The organism is Aquimarina mycalae, from assembly GCF_029906345.1.
Lineage (GTDB): Bacteria > Bacteroidota > Bacteroidia > Flavobacteriales > Flavobacteriaceae > Aquimarina.
The window spans coordinates 45,008-66,154 of record NZ_JARYGY010000006.1; the positions used below are offsets into that span (position 1 = coordinate 45,008).

16 protein-coding genes are annotated in these 21,147 nt (G+C 32.6%); 3 read left to right on the top strand and 13 right to left on the bottom strand.

Going from position 1 to position 21,147, the window contains the following annotated elements; translation table 11 throughout:
* The first annotated feature begins 83 nt into the window (after positions 1-83).
* Entirely contained in the window at positions 84-3,329 is a 3,246-nt protein-coding gene (locus tag QBK95_RS14790; RefSeq protein ID WP_280935138.1) for an InlB B-repeat-containing protein, read from the top strand.
* Between the two features lie 170 nt (positions 3,330-3,499).
* Here QBK95_RS14790 and QBK95_RS14795 read toward each other — a convergent pair whose 3' ends face one another.
* The 5 genes from QBK95_RS14795 to QBK95_RS14815 form a co-directional block, all read right to left on the bottom strand.
* A complete protein-coding gene (locus QBK95_RS14795) occupies positions 3,500-4,186 on the bottom strand; it encodes an ABC transporter ATP-binding protein (RefSeq protein ID WP_280935140.1) in 687 nt (228 codons plus the stop codon).
* A 66-nt stretch (positions 4,187-4,252) separates the two neighbouring features.
* Positions 4,253-4,828 carry a hypothetical protein gene (locus tag QBK95_RS14800; RefSeq protein ID WP_280935142.1) on the bottom strand — a complete coding sequence of 192 codons (576 nt, stop codon included), beginning with the start codon at positions 4,826-4,828 and terminating at the stop codon, positions 4,253-4,255.
* 21 nt (positions 4,829-4,849) lie between these two features.
* A complete protein-coding gene (locus tag QBK95_RS14805; RefSeq protein ID WP_280935144.1) occupies positions 4,850-6,715 on the bottom strand; it encodes an ABC-F family ATP-binding cassette domain-containing protein in 1,866 nt (621 codons plus the stop codon).
* Positions 6,716-6,786: 71 nt separating this feature from the next.
* Positions 6,787-8,367, bottom strand: coding sequence for an apolipoprotein N-acyltransferase (gene lnt / locus QBK95_RS14810; RefSeq protein WP_280935146.1), 1,581 nt, complete (start codon positions 8,365-8,367; stop codon positions 6,787-6,789).
* Between the two features lie 89 nt (positions 8,368-8,456).
* On the bottom strand, positions 8,457-9,545 hold the full coding sequence (locus QBK95_RS14815) for a putative type IX sorting system protein PorV2 (RefSeq protein ID WP_280935148.1): 1,089 nt from the start codon (positions 9,543-9,545) through the stop codon (positions 8,457-8,459).
* Positions 9,546-9,672: 127 nt separating this feature from the next.
* Here QBK95_RS14815 and QBK95_RS14820 point away from each other — a divergent pair, with 127 nt between their 5' ends.
* Positions 9,673-10,434, top strand: a complete 762-nt coding sequence (locus QBK95_RS14820) for a CDP-alcohol phosphatidyltransferase family protein (protein WP_280935150.1) — start codon at positions 9,673-9,675, stop codon at positions 10,432-10,434.
* Positions 10,435-10,476: 42 nt separating this feature from the next.
* Here the strand turns inward: QBK95_RS14820 and lptB are convergent, their stop codons facing one another.
* From lptB to QBK95_RS14840, 4 genes are all read right to left on the bottom strand, one after another.
* Positions 10,477-11,217, bottom strand: coding sequence for an LPS export ABC transporter ATP-binding protein (gene lptB / locus QBK95_RS14825; RefSeq protein ID WP_280935152.1), 741 nt, complete (start codon positions 11,215-11,217; stop codon positions 10,477-10,479).
* Between the two features lie 78 nt (positions 11,218-11,295).
* The gene (locus QBK95_RS14830) at positions 11,296-11,646 is read right to left on the bottom strand and encodes a carboxymuconolactone decarboxylase family protein (protein ID WP_280935153.1); all 351 of its coding nucleotides are present in this window, start codon (positions 11,644-11,646) and stop codon (positions 11,296-11,298) included.
* Positions 11,646-12,479, bottom strand: coding sequence for a twin-arginine translocase subunit TatC (gene tatC, locus QBK95_RS14835; protein ID WP_280935155.1), 834 nt, complete (start codon positions 12,477-12,479; stop codon positions 11,646-11,648). Before tatC ends, QBK95_RS14830 begins: the two co-directional genes overlap by 1 nt.
* Entirely contained in the window at positions 12,479-13,444 is a 966-nt protein-coding gene (locus QBK95_RS14840; protein ID WP_280935157.1) for a KpsF/GutQ family sugar-phosphate isomerase, read from the bottom strand. The genes tatC and QBK95_RS14840 overlap by 1 nt, the downstream gene beginning before the upstream one ends.
* Positions 13,445-13,672: 228 nt before the next feature.
* On the opposite strand from QBK95_RS14840, the gene QBK95_RS14845 reads away from it, so the two are divergent.
* Positions 13,673-15,877: a RecQ family ATP-dependent DNA helicase gene (locus tag QBK95_RS14845; RefSeq protein WP_280935159.1), complete on the top strand. Its 2,205-nt coding sequence runs from the start codon at positions 13,673-13,675 to the stop codon at positions 15,875-15,877.
* A gap of 66 nt (positions 15,878-15,943) precedes the next feature.
* Here the strand turns inward: QBK95_RS14845 and QBK95_RS14850 are convergent, their stop codons facing one another.
* The 4 genes from QBK95_RS14850 to QBK95_RS14865 all read right to left on the bottom strand — a co-directional run bounded on the left by QBK95_RS14850 (position 15,944) and on the right by QBK95_RS14865 (position 21,133).
* Positions 15,944-16,186 (bottom strand): hypothetical protein, encoded by a 243-nt coding sequence (locus QBK95_RS14850; RefSeq protein ID WP_280935161.1) that lies wholly within the window; start codon positions 16,184-16,186, stop codon positions 15,944-15,946.
* Positions 16,187-16,576: 390 nt separating this feature from the next.
* On the bottom strand, positions 16,577-17,782 hold the full coding sequence (locus QBK95_RS14855) for a hypothetical protein (protein ID WP_280935163.1): 1,206 nt from the start codon (positions 17,780-17,782) through the stop codon (positions 16,577-16,579).
* A 176-nt stretch (positions 17,783-17,958) separates the two neighbouring features.
* A complete protein-coding gene (locus tag QBK95_RS14860) occupies positions 17,959-18,903 on the bottom strand; it encodes a thiopeptide-type bacteriocin biosynthesis protein (protein ID WP_280935165.1) in 945 nt (314 codons plus the stop codon).
* 1 nt (position 18,904) lies between these two features.
* The gene (locus tag QBK95_RS14865; RefSeq protein WP_280935167.1) at positions 18,905-21,133 is read right to left on the bottom strand and encodes a lantibiotic dehydratase family protein; all 2,229 of its coding nucleotides are present in this window, start codon (positions 21,131-21,133) and stop codon (positions 18,905-18,907) included.
* Between the last annotated feature and the right edge of the window lie 14 nt (positions 21,134-21,147).

Below are 21,147 nucleotides of genomic sequence, written 5' to 3' on the forward strand. Positions count from 1 at the left end.
AAAACAAGACTTTCAGAAAAAAAGCGAGTTAATCAGCCATCATTATAGGCATTTTTGTTTCATATGAATTTAAAAAACAGAATATGAAAACAGAAATACTTTATGTAGTGCTATTCATAACTAGTATGGTTTTTGGACAAATCCCTACAAACAATTTAACAGCTCAATATGAATTTACAAATGGAGCTTTTACAGATGCAGCAAATGGAAATAGCTTAACACAGACTGGAACATCTTTGACGACCGTAGATGATAGGTTTTTGAATACTAATAATGCTGTGAATTTAGGAGGTGATCATTTAACAAGAATAGACATAGATTATCCAAATGATGTTTTTAATTTAGGAAACACAGCAACAATTAGTTTTTGGATCAACACTACGACTAATGATACCGATGTGAAAACTATTTTTGAAGATACAAATGGTAGAAGTAATCAGGCGGATGATACTTGGGCAGGATATTATATCTATCTAAAAGATGGAAAGGTAGGTTTTTCATTACGTGTTAGATATAGCAGTAACGGGAGTTATAGAGGCGGCGGAGTGTTAGCTGATAAATTAGTTAATGATGGAGATTGGCATCATGTGACTCTTACAATTTCTAACACACTTACTACATCATCATCAGGAGCTACCGATACTGCCAGAAATATTGGAGAAATTTATATAGATGGTGCAAGTATGGGATCAGGAGGCGATATACGAAATGGTTCAGCAGGTAATCAATATCTTTCCGAATCTCACGATACAAATGGAAACATAACAATAGGAAATAATAAAACAAATGATTTACCTAACATAAACAGGTATCAGGATGCTATTGATGATATCAATATCTATACAAGAATATTATCCAATACAGAAATAGTGCAAGTTGCAGAGGATAACAATTTTTGTTTGCCTCCTGATTCTAATATTGTATCTACATCTTCTATTACTGTTAATTCGGTAAATGTTGATGTTTCAGGAGTTGGAACATATGATCTAGCATATCATAAAGAATCAGAACCTTTTTCTAATGCAACAATCATTACAAACGTAAGTGCTACTTCATCCACTACTATTAATAATCTAGATTCTTTCACAAATTATAAATTGTATATAAGAGAGCAGTGTACTATAAACAGTTCGTGGTCTATTCCAGTAGATTTTACAACCCTAAGAGTTATAGGGAAAGTATTTGTAGATGTAAATGCAACAGGCGAAAATAACGGATCTTCATGGGCTAATGCTTTTACATCTTTATATGATGCTTTATCTATAATTACAAGTAATGAGGAAGTTTGGGTTGCACAAGGAACATATACACCAGATGATTCCGATAGAAGTAATTCTTTTTTAATTTCAAGCTCAGGAGTAAAATTATACGGTGGTTTTATAGGTACAGAAACTAATGTTTCGGAAAGAGATTTTAGGAATAATGAAACCATATTGTCAGGGGATTTTATGGGGAATGATGATACTATTTTATCTTTTTCAAATACAACTAGAGCTGACAATGCTTATAATGTTGTAATTATTGGAAATGCAACGAGCAATATTTCTATTGATGGTTTTACAATTTCTGATGGACATGCAAATGGAACAAACTCTGAAGGAAAGAATGGTGCTGCGATATACAAAAGGTCTAGTGCATTAGGTCTTACTGTAAGTAACTGTATTATTAAAAATAATGTAGCTTTTGATACCGCTGGAGGAATTTTTAGTATCGTTAATAGACAATCATTTCAGAATAATACGGGTTTTGTGACTGTAGAAAACTCAGTTTTCACTAAAAACTTAGCCAGATGGGGATCAAGTATATATGGGTATACTGGCAGTGCTGGGAGTAATGCGGTTTTTTCAATTTCTAATTCATTGTTTAATGGAAATATAACACAGGATAATGGCTCTCTTCTTGGGGTTGCAGGAAGTGCAGGGTGGTTTAGAGATCTTGCAGGGAATTCTTCGATAAGCGTTACACTTACAAATAATACCTATGTAAATAACGAAGATATAGGTACTGGAGCTTCTGTGAATAATTTAAATAGATCTACAGTTGGGATCGGTAAAAGTACAGGTGCAAATAACGCAACAAGTAATCTTGCTAATAATATCTTTTGGGGTAATACAGGAGTAGGTGGTGTAACTAGTGTTATGGTGCATCATATTATTGATGTTCCTTCAACAATGACAGTGAGTAATTCTATAGATGAGAATAATTTTTCTGGGCTTCCCTCTGGAGTAACTGCTGTTAACTCATCAAGTAATGATCCTCTTTTTACAGATTTTGTAAATAATGATTTTACATTACAAACTGGGTCACCAGCTATAGATTCTGGTGATAATGGTGCTATGGTCGGAGCATTAGATTTATTAGGTAATCAAAGAATTTTTAATGCTACTATTGATATGGGGTCTTATGAATTTGGTTCATCTGCTCCTGTTTTTAGAACATTAACTGTCAATTCGATGAATGGGACAGTAACCACTAATCCTAATCCAACTAATGGAACATATGATGATGGCACATTGGTAACCCTAACGGCTACACCAGATCCAGGATATCAATTTGATGGATGGAGCGATGATGCTACAGGAACTTCCAATCCATTACAGTTAACGATGGATGCAGATAAAACGGTAACTGCTATGTTTAGCCAGATTCAACGTACATTAACGATCAATACTACAGGAAACGGAAGTGTAACTCCTGTAACTGGTACTGCATTTAATGATGGAACTATAGCTACTTTAACAGCAACTCCAGCTACGGGATGGCAATTTGATGGATGGAGTGGTGATGCTACAGGTTCGACCAATCCATTAATGTTAACAATGGATGCTGATAAGACAGTAACCGCTACATTTAGTCAAGTTCAATATGCATTAGTGGTTAACACAACTGGGAATGGAAATGTTACTTTATCTCCAGATGGAGGAACATATACTAATGGAGAAGTAGTAACAATAACAGCAGTAGCAGATCAAAATTGGCAATTTGACGGATGGAGTGGTGATGCTTCTGGAAATACAAATCCATTGCAAGTAACTATTAGCGGTAATACAAATATAACGGCTACTTTTAGCGGTCTCACCTTAGGAGTTAATGATCAGGAATTTCCTGTAACTTTTATAGTGTATCCAAATCCAGTAAGTAATGATTTGTATATCAAAACTGATGAAGTAATCAGTTCTATTCGCCTGTATTCAATATTAGGAAACGAAATTAAAGCATTAGAAACTAATAGTACTCAAATAGATGTTTCATCTCTTAACAAAGGAGTATATTTTTTAATTATCGAAACAGACCAAGGTAGAGGAATCCAACGATTCATAAAAAGATAAGATCAGATTTGTAATAAAATATAAAGCCTTAAAGATCATATTCTTTAAGGCTTTTTCTAATAATTATTTTAATGAATAAAATAGTTCAAAAATATAGATTAGGAATAACTTTGGTGATTTTCTATTCAATCATATTATGCGTGATTTATAGATTTTTCTAATGTTATAAACTATCGATTCCTGGTATCACTTTCAACTATTCCATCTCGTAATCTAATCACGCGATGTGCATGAGCAGCAACTTCTTCTTCGTGAGTTACCAAAATAACAGTATTACCTGCAGCGTGAATATCATCAAACAACTGCATAATTTCCAAAGATGTTTTAGAATCTAGGTTACCAGTTGGCTCATCTGCTAAAATTATAGAAGGTTTGTTTACAAGAGCACGACCAACAGCAACACGTTGTCGTTGTCCTCCAGAGAGTTGATTAGGTTTGTGATCCATACGATCCGCAAGACCAACATCGGTTAATACCTCTTCAGCTCTGGCATTTCTATCTTTTTTAGAAGTTCCTGCATAAACCATTGGTAATGCCACATTGTCCAAAGCCGTAGTTCTTGGTAGTAGATTAAAAGTTTGAAAAACGAATCCGATTTCTTTATTTCTGATATCAGCTAGTTCATCATCGGTCATTTTGCTTACATCATTTCCATTTAGATTATATGAACCATCTGTTGGTGTATCCAGACATCCTAAAAGATTCATTAAGGTAGATTTACCAGACCCTGAAGGTCCCATAATAGCTAAATAATCACCTCGTTTAATATCTAGGTCAATACCTTTAAGAACATATACGGTTTCTTGACCCAGTTGGAAATTTCTGATAATGTTTCTGATTTCTATAACGTTTCCCATGTGATGGTTTTAATAACTTCTGAAAGATACAATTTTAGACTATATGACGCATCATATAAGAAGTTGTTACATTCTAATTACAAAATGTTCTTTTACTTGTTCTTTTCTAAAGAAAATAAACCCCAAATCATATGTGTCAATTGTTACTTTAGTTTTAGGGTGACTTACTATTTGATCCCAAATGAGCTTGCTTTCTTTGGATGTATGAATAGCATTGATAAGTACCAAAGAATCATTGTGTACTTTAGAAAATATGGTTTCTATCAGGTTAGTGTTTAGTTCAGTGATGTTTATAAAGCAAAAGTCAAATTGTACTTTGTTTTTATAGGTGTCAGATATTGAAATAGTATTGCCTATAGATAAAATTTTGGATATTGAAGTAGCGGTGTTTTCCGAAATCAAAATGTTTTTATAATTGAAATAAGGAATCAATCGATTTAGAAGTTTTGCGTTTTTAAAACTGATTTCAATAGTATTATTTTTAGCAATAGATTTAATTTCAGGATAAGATTTTTTTTTCTTTCTATCGTAAAAACATTTGGTAATTAGATTGAAGACAAAAGGAGAGTGCACTCCATGCTGATTGGAAGATTTTATTAAAAAAAGGAGATATGATTTAATTCTAAACAACATAATTGCCATAAGAGGAATGAAATTATAATATTATTCCATTTTTTCGGAGAGTTCCAGCCAACGCATTTCTTTTTCTTCTATCTCGTCGATGATTTTTTTAAGTTTCTCAGACTCTTTATTGATTTTATCACCTTCAAGAGAACCACTTGTAAACAGTACCTCAATCTCTTTTTTCTGAAGTTCTAATTTTTTTAGATCTCGTTCGATACGACTGTATTCTTTCTGTTCATTATAGGATAATGCTGCTTTATTATCTTTTTTCCAGGAAGCTTTTGTTTTAGGTTCAGAATCTACAGTTTTGGTTTTTTCTGGTTCCCTGCTGTTTTCGTAGATTCTATAATCAGAATAATTACCAGGAAAATCTTCAATCACCGCATTGCCTCTGAATACAAATAAATGATCGACAATTTTATCCATAAAATAGCGATCATGAGATACAACAATTAAGCAACCAGGAAAATCTAATAAAAAGTTTTCAAGCACATTAAGTGTAACAATATCCAGATCATTTGTAGGTTCATCAAGAATTAAAAAATTAGGATTTTGTATCAGGACAGTACATAAATAAAGTCTTTTACGCTCTCCACCACTAAGTTTTTCTACAAAATCGTATTGTTTTTTGCGATCAAATAGAAAACGTTCTAATAATTGTTGCGCAGAAATTTGTCTTCCTTTTTTTAGAGGAATATAATCACCAAATTCTCTGATTACATCAATTACTTTCTGTCCTTCTTTTATATTGATTCCTCGTTGTGTGTAGTATCCAAATTTTACAGTGTCACCAACTACTATTTTACCTTGATCAGGTTGGATAGAACCTGTAATCATATTCAGAAAAGTAGATTTTCCAGTTCCATTTTTACCAATTATACCAACACGTTCTCCTTTTCTAAATACATACTCGTATTTGTCTAAAAGTGTGAGGTTTTCAAAACGCTTAGATACCTTGTGGATTTCTAAAATTTTACTACCTAAACGTTCCATGTTGATTTCTAACTGAACTTCGTGATCATTTCTTCTCTTGTGCGCCCGTTCTTTGATTTCATAAAAATCATCAATTCTAGATTTAGATTTTGTAGTTCTTGCCTTGGGTTGGCGACGCATCCAATCCAGTTCTTTTTTATAAAGTTGTTTAGCTTTACCAGTTTCGATTTCTTCATTTGCTATCCTAGCTTCTTTATTTTGAAGATAATATGCATAATTACCTTTGTAACTATATAGCTTTCCGTTTTCTAACTCTACAATCTCATTACACACATTTTCCAAAAAATAACGATCATGTGTTACCATAAATAGTGTGAAATTCTCTTTGGCAAAGTATTCTTCTAACCATTCGATCATTTCTAAATCTAAATGGTTTGTTGGTTCATCTAGATAAAGTAGTTCGGGTTTACTTAATAAAATATTTGCTAATGCTAATCTTTTTTTCTGCCCTCCAGAAAGTTGACTTACTTTTTGTTCCAGATTTTCAAGTTTTAACTTAAAAAGGATTTGCTTATACTGTGTTTCAAAGTCCCACGCATTTAAGGCATCCATTTGTTCAAAAGCCTTTTGGTATGCTTCTGAATCATCTGGATTCTGTAAGGCTTTCTCATACGTATTAATGACCCGTAAGGTTTCGTTGTCTGCAGCAAAAATAGTTTGCTCTATCGTGAGATTAGGATCTAAGTTAGGTTCTTGAGGAAGAAAAGCTACTTTTAGGTTTTTTCGGTATACAACCTGTCCTTCATCAGGTTCTTCATCTCCAGCAATAATATTAAGTAAAGAGGTTTTTCCAGTTCCATTTTTTGCGACAAAACCTATTTTTTGACCTTCATTAATTCCAAAAGAAATATTCTTAAATAGTATACGTTCTCCAAAGGATTTGGCAATATTTTCTACTGATACGTAATTCACAGGCTAATAGATCGTTTATAGTTCGAAGTTTTGCAAATTAAGTACAAATATTCGATTCGGCTTTATAGTATTTATATTTTCTTTCTGCGTCTGGTGACAGAAAACAGGAAAATAAAAATCATAAGAAAAATAGATACCCTAGCAAGATAATCTCCAGCTTTGACATAAAAAGTTATTTTATCATTGGGCTTAAGTGTACCTTTTAGAACTCCTTGTTCATTGTACCCCATAGAAGAAACAATGTTTCCTGTCTGGTTTATGATAGCAGAAATTCCAGTGTTGGCACTTCTGGCAATGCTTCTTCTTGTTTCTATAGCCCTTAGTTTGGCATAGGCTAAGTGTTGCTTATGGCCTTGTGTATTTCCCCACCAAGCGTCATTAGTGATAATAGCAAGAAAGTCTGCTTTATTTCTCACATAACCTGTTACAAATTCACCATAAACACTTTCATAACATATGATTGGCGCTGCACCGATACCTTCTTTGGTGAAAAAAACTTCTCGATCTTGCTGTGTAGTTTTTTTGGCTACTGTACCGCCTAAATCAATCATTGCATCACCTACGATAGGTTTAAAAACGCGCTGATATGGAAAATTTTCTACCCCAACTACTAACTTACTTTTATGATAAAGTTCATCTGATCCGTCTGACCTAACCAGAAAAGCAGAGTTGTAATCATCATAAAATACCCCGCTTTTGTGTTTATTAGTTTGATCGTGAATTCTAGAAGGATCTTTAAAAACATCAATTAGTGAAATCCCAGATAGAAAATTCGCTTGTGGGTAGTTGTAAAGTATTTTTCTAGCAGTATTTTTTGCTATTGAGTTTTTAAATCTTTTTAATCTATTATTATCTGCAAAAACAGTTTCTGGTGCAATGATGAAATCTGTTTGTTCGGTGATTTTTGATGCTGTAAGTGAGGATAATAACTCGCCAACACGATCATCACTCGTATTGTATTTTTCTGTATACGGATTAATGTTTGGTTGCAAAATAAGTACTTCTAGGTCTTTTCCATTTTCTTCATACGTTTTTAATATGATAAATGATAATATGACTGGAACTAGAATAACTAATCCATTTCGAATCGCAGATCTATATAAGATAGTTTTGTCTTTATGCTCAATGAAAAGTAATATACTTTTAAAAACTCCAATGTTTACAATCCAAATCCATAGGGTTCCACCAAAAGTACCTGTGTATTCATACCATTGTATCCAAGAGGTGTAATTAGCAAAACCATTACCTAGATTAAGCCAAGGCCACGAGAACTCCCATTGCAAGTGCAGGTATTCAAAACTCATCCAAATACAGATAAGAAAAATAGAACCTATAGTAAATGACGTTCTTCTGGCTACAATATGATAGATTAAAAAAACCAACGTCATTAATAAGCTATTTACTATTTCGGCAAACCACATTCCAAAAGGGGTAGAGTTATAAATCCACCATGTAGTGATCATATTCCAGATAAAAAATGTAAGAAATGCTAAGCCAAATACTTGACTTTTATGGAATTTGTTATTACGAATGTTGTATTCTGTGATGAGTAACGGAACAAAACCGAAAAAAAGGAATAATGGAAAACCATATGTGGGCCAGCCTATTGAGAGTAATAAACCTGATACAATAACGAGTATGATATGCTTCATATAAGAGTGCTCTGTATAAATAACGAAATTAAACTTATTTCGTTACAAAACTGAAAAGCTACAATAAAAAAAGTTATGTTTTAAGATGTTTATCTAAACAGGCTCCAATCCACTTTTATAGAAAATACATTGGAATAAATTGCAGCACTCTGATCTCCGATATCGGTTAAAGCATAATCTACTTGGATTCCTTTGTATTTAAATCCAACGCCAAAATTAGGTTGAAAACCAACATTATCAGATCCATCAAATTGTTCAATATTCTGGAAATTACCGACACCACCACGTAAATACACTATTTTAGAATAATCTAATTCAAAACCAAAAGCAGGAGTAATACTTATTGCGGAAGAAGAAATAATGTCGTTAGTCTCTGCAAAACGTACATTCATATCCAATTCTGTATTTAAACCAAATTTCTTACCTAAATCAAATTTTCTCGCAGCACCGATCTGTAATTTGGGAATGGTTATTTCTGTTGTTTCTGGTAATTCTTGATCTCTTAATTGAGGAATTTGATCTTCATCAGGAATACCATCGCCATTAAGATCTCCGATAGCAAAATCTTCGATACTCCAGGCGTTAAAAGTAGTGGTGATGTCTCTTACCATGAGTCCAAATTGCCAATTGTTTTTATGATACTGTAATGCAGCATCAAAACCAAATCCCCATGAAGAAGCAAAATCACCAATTATTCTTCGAATTACTTTAGCATTAGCTCCATAACTCAATCCTTCTATAGGTAGTTTTCTGGAGTACGAAAAAGTAAATGCATAATCCGCAGCAGAGAATAGGTTAATTCTGGTATAATCAATATTTCCATCGGCATCTACTAAGCTCGTGGTATCTAAGATGTCATCAACACCAAAGCGAATTAATGAAAACGCAATGGCACTTTTTTCATCTAGTGGCATTGCATAAGCCAAATAATCGTAATTAGCAATATTGGCAAAGTAAGCCGCATGCATAAAAGAGGCCTGATTATCTTCTAGATGAATTAATCCAGCTGGATTCCAGTACCCTGAATTTACATCTCCAGAAGATGCAACCACAGCATTAGCCATTCCTAATGCACCAGCATCTACACCAATGTTTAGGAATTCATTAGAATACTTTCTAGTTTGCGCCGAAGAAATCGTTACTACTAGACAAACTAAAGCAATTATAATTCTTTTCAATCCAAGCAATTTTTGACAAATATCTCACTATTTTTCAACATGATAAACTTTATTTGTCATTTCATATTGTGTTATCTATGTTAATAGACGGAAATAGTTTGTTATTTTTACACAAAAATCGAACCATATGCAGCTTAAAAGGCACATTCCTAATATTATTACACTTCTTAACCTTTTTTGTGGCTGTATAGCGGTAATTTTTGCTGTACATGATAATTTGATTTTGGCTGCACTTTTTGTTGCTTTGGGTATTGGTTTTGATTTCTTTGATGGTTTTGCTGCGAGAATGCTCAATGTACAGAGTGAATTAGGATTACAATTAGATTCGCTTGCAGATATGGTAACAAGTGGACTGGTACCAGGAATTGTGATGTTTCAATTACTGTCAAAAGTTTCAGGGGATTCAGTAAATACGGTTTTTAACTCTTGGGATTTTAACCAAAATATGGATAGTATAGATATACCTTATATAGCCCTTATAGGATTGTTAATTACTCTGGCTTCAGCATATCGATTGGCTAAATTTAATATAGATACTCGGCAAACTACATCATTTATAGGATTGCCTACTCCAGCCAATACATTGTTGATTATCAGTTTGCCATTGATTTTAGAATTTCAGCAGCAAGCTTGGGTTTCTAATATTATTTTGAATATGTGGTTTCTTATTGGTATTACCTTGGTGAGTTGCTACTTGCTAAATGCAGAAATCCATTTGTTTGCACTTAAGTTTAAAACCTGGCGATTTACAGGAAATACAGTGAGATATCTTTTCTTGTTACTTACAATTGTATTAATAGCATTGTTGAAGTTTATGGCAATACCTTGTGTGATCCTATTATATGTACTAATGTCATTTATTTTTAAAGAAAAGACAGTAAGTGTTTAGTATAAACAATAATAATAGGTTTTAACGTAAATACTTATGTTGTTAGAAATCTAACTTTTTCTTTCTAAGCTCGAAGTTTTGCCCTAGATACACTTTACGAACCATTTCATCTTCTGCTAATTCTTCAGGAATTCCTGCTTTAAGAATACTACCTTCAAACATTAAATAGGTTCTGTCTGTAATGGCTAATGTTTCTTGTACATTATGATCTGTAATTAGAATCCCAATATTTTTATTTTTTAGCTGAGCAACGATTCTTTGAATATCTTCTACCGCCACAGGATCTACTCCAGCAAAAGGTTCATCAAGCAGAATAAAATTTGGATCTGTTGCCAATGCTCTGGCAATTTCGGTACGACGTCGTTCACCACCACTTAATAGATCTCCACGATTTTTTCTAATATGTCCTAAACCGAATTCTTCAATCAGAGATTCCATTTTATGTTCCTGCTCTTTTTTAGAAAGTTTAGTTAATTGTAAAACACTTAGAATATTATCTTCGATACTCAGTTTTCTAAAAACAGAAGCTTCCTGTGCTAAATATCCAATACCATTCTGTGCACGCTTGTACATAGGAAATTTAGTAATATCTGTACTATCAAGTGTTATTTTTCCACCGTTGGGCTTTACCAAACCTACGATCATATAAAAAGAAGTCGTTTTACCTGCTCCATTAGGACCTAATAAACCAACTATTTCTCCCTGGTTTACTTCCAGAGAAATCCCTTTTACTACTTTTCGGCCTTTATATGACTTTATTAAGTTGTCCGCTTTTAACTTCATAATCAGAATGACTTCTTTAGATATTAAGTGTTGCTAAAATGAGTTGGTAAATTTACATTATTCTTTTATATATGAAACTTAAGAAGCATTTGCTTCTAATGCATCCCAAAATTCATAAGCTTTGCGAAGATGAGGTATCACTATAGTGCCACCGACTAATGTAGCGATACTTAAGGATTCTACAACTTCTTCTTTAGTTAAACCTTCTTTATGGCAGGTTTCTAAGTGGTATTTTATACAATCGTCACATCGTAATACTGCAGAAGCGACTAATCCTAGTAATTCTTTAGTCTTTACATCCAGAGCACCTTTCATATAAGCATTAGTGTCTAGATTAAAGATTCTTTTTATGATTTTGTTGTTGTCTTCTAAGATACGAGAGTTCATTTTCTCTCTATATTCATTAAACTCGTCTACTATAGTGCTCATTATGTAGGTTTTATTAGTTTTTTGTTTTGTCTTTTGATTACCATTTTAGAAATAAAGATACTTACTTCATATAGGATAAGTATTGGTATTGCAACAATAACCTGGCTGGCAATATCTGGAGGTGTAATCACTGCAGATAATATTAAAACGATTACCAAAGCAAATTTTCTGTATTTCTTTAAAAATTGTGGAGTAACCAATCCTACTTTTGTTAGGAAAAACATAATCACAGGCAATTCAAAGATTAATCCACAAGCAATTACCGAAGCTCTTAACAACCCAATATAGCTATCAATATCAAACTCGTTTAAAACCTCTTCACTTACTTGGTATCCACCTAAGAAATTAATAGATAAAGGAGTAATTACATAATACCCAAAAAGAACACCTAAGAAAAATAAACAAGAGCATATGATGATAAAACCTTTAGAATATTTACGTTCTTTATCATACATAGCGGGTGCTATAAATTTCCAAAATTCGTATAAGACATATGGAAAAGCCGCTATGAACCCTGCGGTAATGGATGTCCAAATATGAACAGAAAACTGTCCTGCAACTTTTCTACTCTGAACACTAAAAGGTAATTCTTTAAAGCATAAGCTTTCGTCTAGGCCTAAAAGTTTTGATAAGTTACAAAGCCCTTTGTAGGTAGGGAAATCGGGTTTTTTTGGCCCAAAAATCAACACATCAAATACAAATTCTTTAGCGATAAATGCAGCTACTGCCGCTATTAAAACAGCAATAGTAGCACGAATTAAATGCCATCTTAATTCTTCTAGATGATCCAAAAAAGACATGGATTGTGGATCTTTTTTATTCTTGTTTCCCATTATAAAATACCTTCTCTCATTAGATCATGGATATGCAAAAGACCTGCATAATTCCCTTTTTTTTCGGCTAATAATTGTGATATTCCGTATTCTTCTAATCTATCCAATGCATCTACTGCCATTGCATCTACATCAATACGTTTTGGATTGGGAGACATAATATCTTTTGCTGTTAATCCATTAAAAGAAGTATTAGCCGTTAGCATTCTACGCAAGTCCCCATCTGTGATGATTCCAATAATTTTATCATTCTCGGTTACTGCTGTAGCACCCAATCTTTTTTCTGTCATTTCTACAATAACGGCATTGATATTAGAATCTGATGTTACTTCTGGTTTTTCATTTTTTGATACAATATCCTGTACACGAAGGTATAACTTCTTGCCTAAAGCTCCTCCAGGATGATATTTGGCAAAATCTTTACTAGAAAACCCTTTCAGGTTTAATAAACATACAGCTACAGCATCTCCTATTACTAATTGAGCTGTAGTACTTGTGGTAGGAGCCAAATTGTTAGGACAAGCTTCTTTTTCTACAAATGCATTTAAAACGTAATCTGCTTCTTTGCCTAGAAATGATTCTTTATTAGAGGTGATCCCAATTAAAGTATTGTTAAAGTTTTTAATTAAAGGAACAAGTACTTTGATTTCTGGTGTATTTCCACTTTTAGAAATACATATCACCACATCATCTTTAAGAATATTTCCTAGATCTCCGTGGATGGCATCTGCAGCATGCATAAAGACTGCTGGTGTGCCTGTAGAATTCATAGTAGCTACTATTTTTGAAGCAATAATAGCACTTTTGCCAATACCTGTAATAATAACTCGACCATTGGAGTTGTGTATCGTATGCACAGCTTCGGCAAATTCTTGATCAATTAGTTGTTCAAGGTTAGCGATAGCTTTAGCTTCTTCGTTAATAGTTTTTTGGGCAAAAGAAATAATCGTATCGAGGGTGTTCAAAATTTATAAAATTTGCGTGTTATAATTAAAGATTTTATTATCTTTAATTATGCAAAGGTATGTAATACCTTATGAATTTTAAATAGCACTAAAAAAAGCTTACTATTTTTAGTTTTGTTATCTTTGGTGATTTTTTAAAAAAGAACAATCCACTAAATCTTAATTGGGGAAAAAAGTTTTAGTGATAGCGATTTTAATTTAATTGGTATATAAAAGTTAAATGATTTAATGAGTTTGAACGAAATCGACTTACAAGGAGCTTTAAAAAAGTACTTTGGCTTTAGTCAATTTAGAGGATTGCAGGAAAAGGTAATAGAAAGTATTTTGAATAAACAGAATACTTTTGTGATTATGCCAACAGGTGGTGGAAAATCCCTTTGTTACCAACTTCCTGCCTTAATGTTTGAAGGAACAGCTATTGTAGTTTCGCCTCTGATAGCACTAATGAAAAATCAGGTAGATGCTATTCGGAGTATTTCTTCGGAAGAAGGAATAGCACATGTACTAAATTCTTCCCTTAATAAATCCGAGGTTAAGAAGGTAAAAGGAGACATTGTTAGTGGTGTAACTAAACTATTGTATGTTGCGCCAGAATCACTCACCAAAGAAGAATATGTAGATTTTTTGAAGGAACAAAAAATCTCTTTTCTCGCAATTGATGAAGCACATTGCATTAGTGAGTGGGGACATGATTTTAGGCCAGAATATAGAAACCTAAAGAGTATTATAAAACGGATTGGAGAAGATATTCCAATTATAGGTCTTACCGCTACTGCTACACCAAAAGTTCAGGAAGATATTCTTAAGAATTTAGCAATGAGCAATGCCAAAACATTTAAGGCATCGTTTAATAGGCCGAATTTATTCTATGAAATACGTCCGAAGACAAAAAATGTCGATGCAGATATTATCCGTTTTGTGAAACAGAATAGTGGTAAAAGTGGTATTGTATATTGCTTGAGTAGAAAAAGAGTAGAAGAACTTGCACAAACCTTAGAGGTAAATGGTGTAAAAGCAGTTCCTTATCATGCAGGTCTGGATGCCAAGACAAGAGCAAAACATCAGGATATGTTCTTGATGGAAGATACAGATGTAGTAGTTGCTACAATTGCTTTTGGTATGGGGATTGATAAACCTGATGTGCGTTTTGTGATTCATCATGATATCCCTAAAAGTATAGAAAGTTATTATCAAGAAACAGGGCGAGCAGGAAGAGATGGAGGAGAAGGACATTGCCTTGCATATTATGCGTATAAGGATATAGAGAAACTAGAAAAGTTTATGAGTGGAAAACCTGTCGCAGAGCAGGAAATAGGGCATGCACTTTTACAAGAAGTAGTGGCTTTTGCCGAAACTTCGATTTCTAGACGTAAGTTTATATTACATTATTTTGGTGAAGAGTTTGATGATGTCAATGGAGATGGTGCTGATATGGATGATAATGTGCGTAATCCAAAGAAAAAACACGAAGCTCAGGATGAGGTACAGCTTTTATTAAAAGTAGTCAATAGGACTGGAGAAATATATAAGTCTAAAGATTTAGTAAATACACTTATCGGGAAGAGCAATGCATTAATCATTTCGCATAAAACACATGAACAACCTTTTTTCGGGACAGGTAAATCAAGAGATGATAAATATTGGATGGCTTTAATCAGGCAAGTATTAGTGTCAGGTTATTTGCGAAAAGATATAGAAACGTATGGTGTAATTAGAACAACTCCTTTAGGAAAAGAGTTTATAGATGCTCCCATTAGTTTTATGATGACCGAAGATCATGTGTATAATGAGACAAATGATGATTCAATCATTACCGCTGCAAAATCAGATGGAAAAGGCGGGACGGATGATCGATTGGTCGGAATGCTAAAAGATTTAAGAAAAAGTGTTGCCAAAAAATTAGGCGTACCACCATTTGTAGTGTTTCAGGATCCTTCATTAGAAGATATGGCTCTGAAATATCCTGTTAGTATTGAAGAATTAGGAAATGTACATGGAGTAGGAGAGGGTAAAGCTAAAAAATATGGAAAAGAATTTGTAGCATTAATCTCTAAATATGTAGAAGAGAATGATATTATGCGTCCTGATGATTTTGTAGTAAAAAGTACAGGAGCTAATAGTGGTCTTAAGTTGTATATCATTCAGAATGTAGATCGTAAGTTACCACTAGATGATATCGCAGCGGCAAAAGGTATGGATATGCCAGAGTTTATTAAGGAAATGGAAGCTATTGTATATAGTGGTACTAAACTTAATATAACTTATTGGATCGATGAAATTCTGGATGAGGATCAACAAGAAGAAATTCATGAGTACTTTATAGAAGCCGAAAATGATAAAATAGATACCGCTATTGAAGAGTTTGATGGAGATTATGATGATGAAGAACTAAGATTATATCGTATCAAATTTATCAGTGATGTAGCGAATTAAAAGAATAAAAAATAAATAACTAAAAAGGCTTAACATCAGTGTTAAGCCTTTTTGCTGTTTTAAAAATTACGGAAGTACGATGAGTGTAAGATCATGTATGATATCATGATCATTACCGCCTCCTAATCCTCCATAAGTCCACGAACCATCTTCACAGACTGGAGTAGCTGTTATGCAAGATACTGCCGTTCCAGGGATACAAGCATCACCTTCATTTGGACAATAGTTTCCAAATCCTCCATTAATGGATTTTTGTTGATTCTTTTTAATTTCTTGAACTCCGTTTTCTTTTAAAATGTTCTTTAACATACTGAATTTTGATAATGAATTATATTTCCTTAAACATTTAAAGACACTTAAGGTATATGTCTCTTCTAGTAGTTAATGCTCTATAGAGATGAATAGTTTCTTAATTTTATGTTAAATAAATATAGATATTGACTTTTACTTTGCTAGATTAAATTTGTAATTGAGATGATTTATTAAAAACTAGCGCTTTAGTCAGAACAAAGAAAAAGACGCTGAAACATTTTCAGAGCCTTTTTTGTTAAGTAAAACATTGAATGGGTATATCTACATTAACTTGAGTCCTAGTTATGGATGTCAATGATTAAAAACGATCAACTAGAGTGTTTTTTTTGAAATAATGCTAGACAAATAATTTCGAAAAAGGCATTTCTATCGTCAACTCAGTTTAAATTAAAATATATTCATCGACAAATACAAACTAGATGTAGTTAATGCTGAATCTGGTATTGCTGTACTTTTGGATATGTTTTTACTGGTATATTGTCTAAATCCTATCTTGAAACGACCAGATCCAAAACCTCCACCATAGAAATAATCTGTTGTTGTATTTTCTATTTCATTTTCTTCAAACTCACTTGATGTTGTACCAATGTTAAAATCTACAGTCAAACCACCTTCTAGAAATAATTCGAACTTAGAGCTTAGATAAATATGAAATCTCGGCCCTACAGCCACATTGATACTTTTATAATCCAGCTCGAATTCGCTATTGGCAATGGCACGATCACTCCCATCTGTTTTGAAAGCTTTATAGGTAGACTCCAGAAAGAAACTTAAATCAACCTTAGAGAACGGTATAAAGGTTTCTATAAATAAACCGTATCTAGGATTAAAGACATTATCATAGTTTACATCTCCTGCACTTCCTAGTAGAGAATTATGCGTAAAACCTGTAAGATCAGCTGCTACTACAACGCCTATTCTGGTTTGATTAATTTTCTTACGAATGATGTATTCAATATCATATCCTTTACATTCATTATACTTTTTAAAGTATTTTTTCAGATCACTTTGAGTATATGTTAATTTAGATACATCTTGGTTTTTACAATTTAGCTTTTTGAGTAGTTGTTCTTGATAGGTATTATTTTGTTGGGGAATGATTTTTTTACCTGGTTTTTTGCTTTCATCAGGAGTATAGAATACCTTGTATACTAATAATTCTGGATATACGGTTTTCTGATCTGTATAGAAGAAACGATGTACATTGTTCTCAGAGTATTGATATAATGTAGCCTTACTCTTAAGGATAACCCGAAGATATATTTTACGAATTTTTAGATTAGGATCTTTCGATTTTGTTGCCTTTCCAACGGTATCTCCGTTAAGATCAAATTCTAATATATATCTTTTAAAAACGTATTCCTCTCCAACACCAAATTCTTTAATGTTTTCTATGTTTTCTGTTTTGGAACTAGAAGATATGGTTCTCTTCCATTCGAATTCTGTAGGGTTGTTTTTCCAGGATAGTTTTTTGATTAAGCATTCTTTTCGGGTTCCATTGTTGTCAATAAAATAACCAGCTTCATAGATGCTCTGCGCGCTAATAGCAGACATTAAAAATATGCCTACTAAAAAACAAAATAATGATTTCATTAATTAGATGATCTGAGTTTGTGAAGCAACAAATATAGCTTTTTTGCTAAAAATCAGTGAGTTTGACTTTAAAATATAATTTATAACAGTCAATAGTTGATGTTAACTTATAAATACAATGGATATTTTAAAGAATTACCAGATAAAAAGACAAAGAAAAAAACTGCAATATGGATCTAGGCAGAAATTGTATTCTTATCTGTTTTCTTAACAGTTACTTTTTGCTTTTTTGAGTTCGAAAAAGTTTGCATTTTATAATATTGGGTTAAGAAATCATAACATACCATTTCATGTAGTCTATTTTTTGATTTAAAAATTCGATTCATTAGCATGTGGATATAACTAGCTATCAATTGATTTAGAGGGATGTCTAATCCGTTTTCTTCGTTTAATTGGTTAATATACTTTCCAATTTCTTTGCTTTCGCTATAATTAGTTTTGAGGATTTCTTCTATTGGTTGAAACTCTGGATTACTTATAGAGTTGTCCAGAAATTCGGATATTTTAGTTCTATGAGTATTGTATTTAGCGTTAATTTGTTTTTTGGTGGATTTTTGGATGGAAAATTCTTGCGCGAAACTAATTCTAAGAGTATCCAGTAAGTGAAGCTTTTCTGATAATTTGTAGTCAAATATGTTTAACAAGTTATCCATAGCCTTTAGTGCAAATAACCATCGTAATTCTTCTCCTTCTGTATCATCAATCATAGCTATAAAATCTACAATCATTTTACTTTCATAATAGAATAGTTCTTCTGAGATTCCTATAGTTTTTAAGCCGTAACGCTCGATTTCTCTTTGGTAGGTATCAATTTGGATTTTCCATACTAGATCCTCGGTAACATATGTGTGTAATGCAGTATGCATTGCATTAATGATGACACCTATTTTTTCTGGATGCTTATAGTTAAACCGAACCCTAATATGATGTTTAGGATCTGCATACCTAATAAAAAACCATTTGTCTATTTGTTTTTCTTTAATTAATTTTTCTGTTAATGGCTTTAAGACATCAGTGAGTATCATATCCGAAGTTTTTGCACCAGTATAAATTTTATAATAAAGCCATTCACTTCCGATTATAAAATTACGATTCACCGTATTACTCTTAACTATTTCCATCCTACATTTTTTTTTGATTATAAAAGGAAACTACGATCTGATTCGTGTAACATTGATTGCCATTAGCGACTATTCCTTTCTCCGTAAATAAAAACTCTGTGATCTTAAAATTTGATTTCTTTTTTATTTGTTGTATCCACATTTGTATGGAATTTACATTTTCAAGGTTGATAAGTAATTCATTATCACCTTCAACTAGAAGTATATATTTGGGGATTGTATATTTGTCTCTTACATTTTTAACTGCGATTAATAAATTGTTCTCATCATTAATATTATTTACAATTTCTTTGATATTAGTTTTGTTTAGATTCCAAGTAGCTGGATGAAGTATAAGATTACGATATTCTATTCTTGGAAGAAATTCATATTCATTAGCAAAAGGACCTAAATCGAAAAACACTCCAGATCTTTTATTTTGGGTTTGTAAATCACTTAAGAAATGATAAGCTGGAACGGAGTTGTATGAGTAATTATGAGCATTACTAAGTCTAGGTAAGACCTCTTTATTATGTTTTTTTGACCTTAAGAAGACTTTTGTGTTTTGTTTTACGGATACCAATAAATCATCAATTTGTATCTGTTCTTTACTTGGTTTTGTTGAATTCGCCAAGTATGGAATTTCAAACTTCCTTAGATCAGGTCGCATAAGTATATTACCAGCTCTGGATTCTGGTAGATGTACAATTTCTGCAAGAATTTTATCTTGATTTATTTCGTTTTCGATAGCTACTATTTCCTTTACATAATCATAAATATTATGATCTGCATGACAAAAACGCCCTAAAAGATTGGCAGCACTTGATCCGCCTCCACCTTTAAATTTGATTTTTTCTTTTCCAGAATCATCTTTTAATACTTCAACAATACAGGATATCGTATCTGGCAAATCATCCCAATTCGTCTCTAAATCTTCAAAATCCTTGTCCTCAATGGTAATTGTATATGCATTTTCTTTATATGCCTGAACTAGTTTTTTTTGAAAGAAACTATCGATAATATTCCATTTTATTTTTCTTTCGGAATGTTTATTTTGTGAGCTAGGAATAAATAAATCATCAACTAAGGAATTCACAATTCCTGAGTCATGGTTTTGTGAATATCCTACGCCCATTTCTACATCCAAAGCTTTTGAAAGAGAGATTTCGCGTTCTTCAAACCTTTCGAAGAATGCATCCTTGAAATTAGATAACATTGTTGATTTTGGAGGAAGCGTAAGTTTGTTCAGAAGCGCAAGTCCTTTTTGTATATCATTGGCAATTTTATCATCAAGCGTATTTTCTTGATAAGTGTTGATCATGTCGGATTGGAAGAGGTGTTTTAATGAAAAACCTGTTCCGAAGGTTTTTAAAGACTCACTGATTTTTATGTATTTATCAGAGGGATTGCCTATAGAAAGGTCTAACTCTTTAAGATTTTGATCTACTATTTTTAGGTCAGCTACCAGTTCATCAATTCCTGTCATAGCATGTAATGTCGAAAAAATATGCTCCATGAATTCATTTCCAGAAACTGAAGGTTCTAATTCGCTTATTAGAAGTTGATTGTCTATTAAGCTATTGATAAATGAAGAAGCTTCTTGTAGCGTAATGTTGTCATCGACTAAGGTTTTTGCAAGATCTGTTAATAAGGATCCTTTTTTAGCTTTTTTTAAAACAACGTCTAGATAAAAGGAATCATCAACCTCTACGATATGGTTTTGTCGTTGCCCATGATCATATTTGTATTCGACATATCTTAATTTGTCATATATTCTGTAAATAGAGTTATTAGGATAAAACAGTAATTGATTTCTAATGGGTTCTTTTCTAACTAGCTCTTGAGATAAGGCAACTAGATAATTCATGTCTAGACGTGTATGTCTCTGATTTTCTTCTGCTCCTTTTGCTATGATATTGGTTCGATTCGAGAAAGAACCTACAGCACATCCTGCAAATAAACCAAATGGAGTACATCTAGAAGACATTCTTGAAATATATTTGAACACAGCATGTTGTAATCGTTCTGTTTTATTGTGCTCCTTGATGTTACCAAGTAGCCATTTTTCAATTTCACCATGTAGGTCTGGCGATGCTAAGAAAACTGCTTCTTGAAGGATTGGATCCTTTAAAATTTCTTTGAGATCATCTTCTTGAATAACTGTTTTGGATGTAAGTTTCTCATAAAAACTGAAAGGTAGTAATGGAGACCTTAATAAGTATTTAGGAAAGTGGGTGTATGGACTATTCATATTTTTATTTCTTT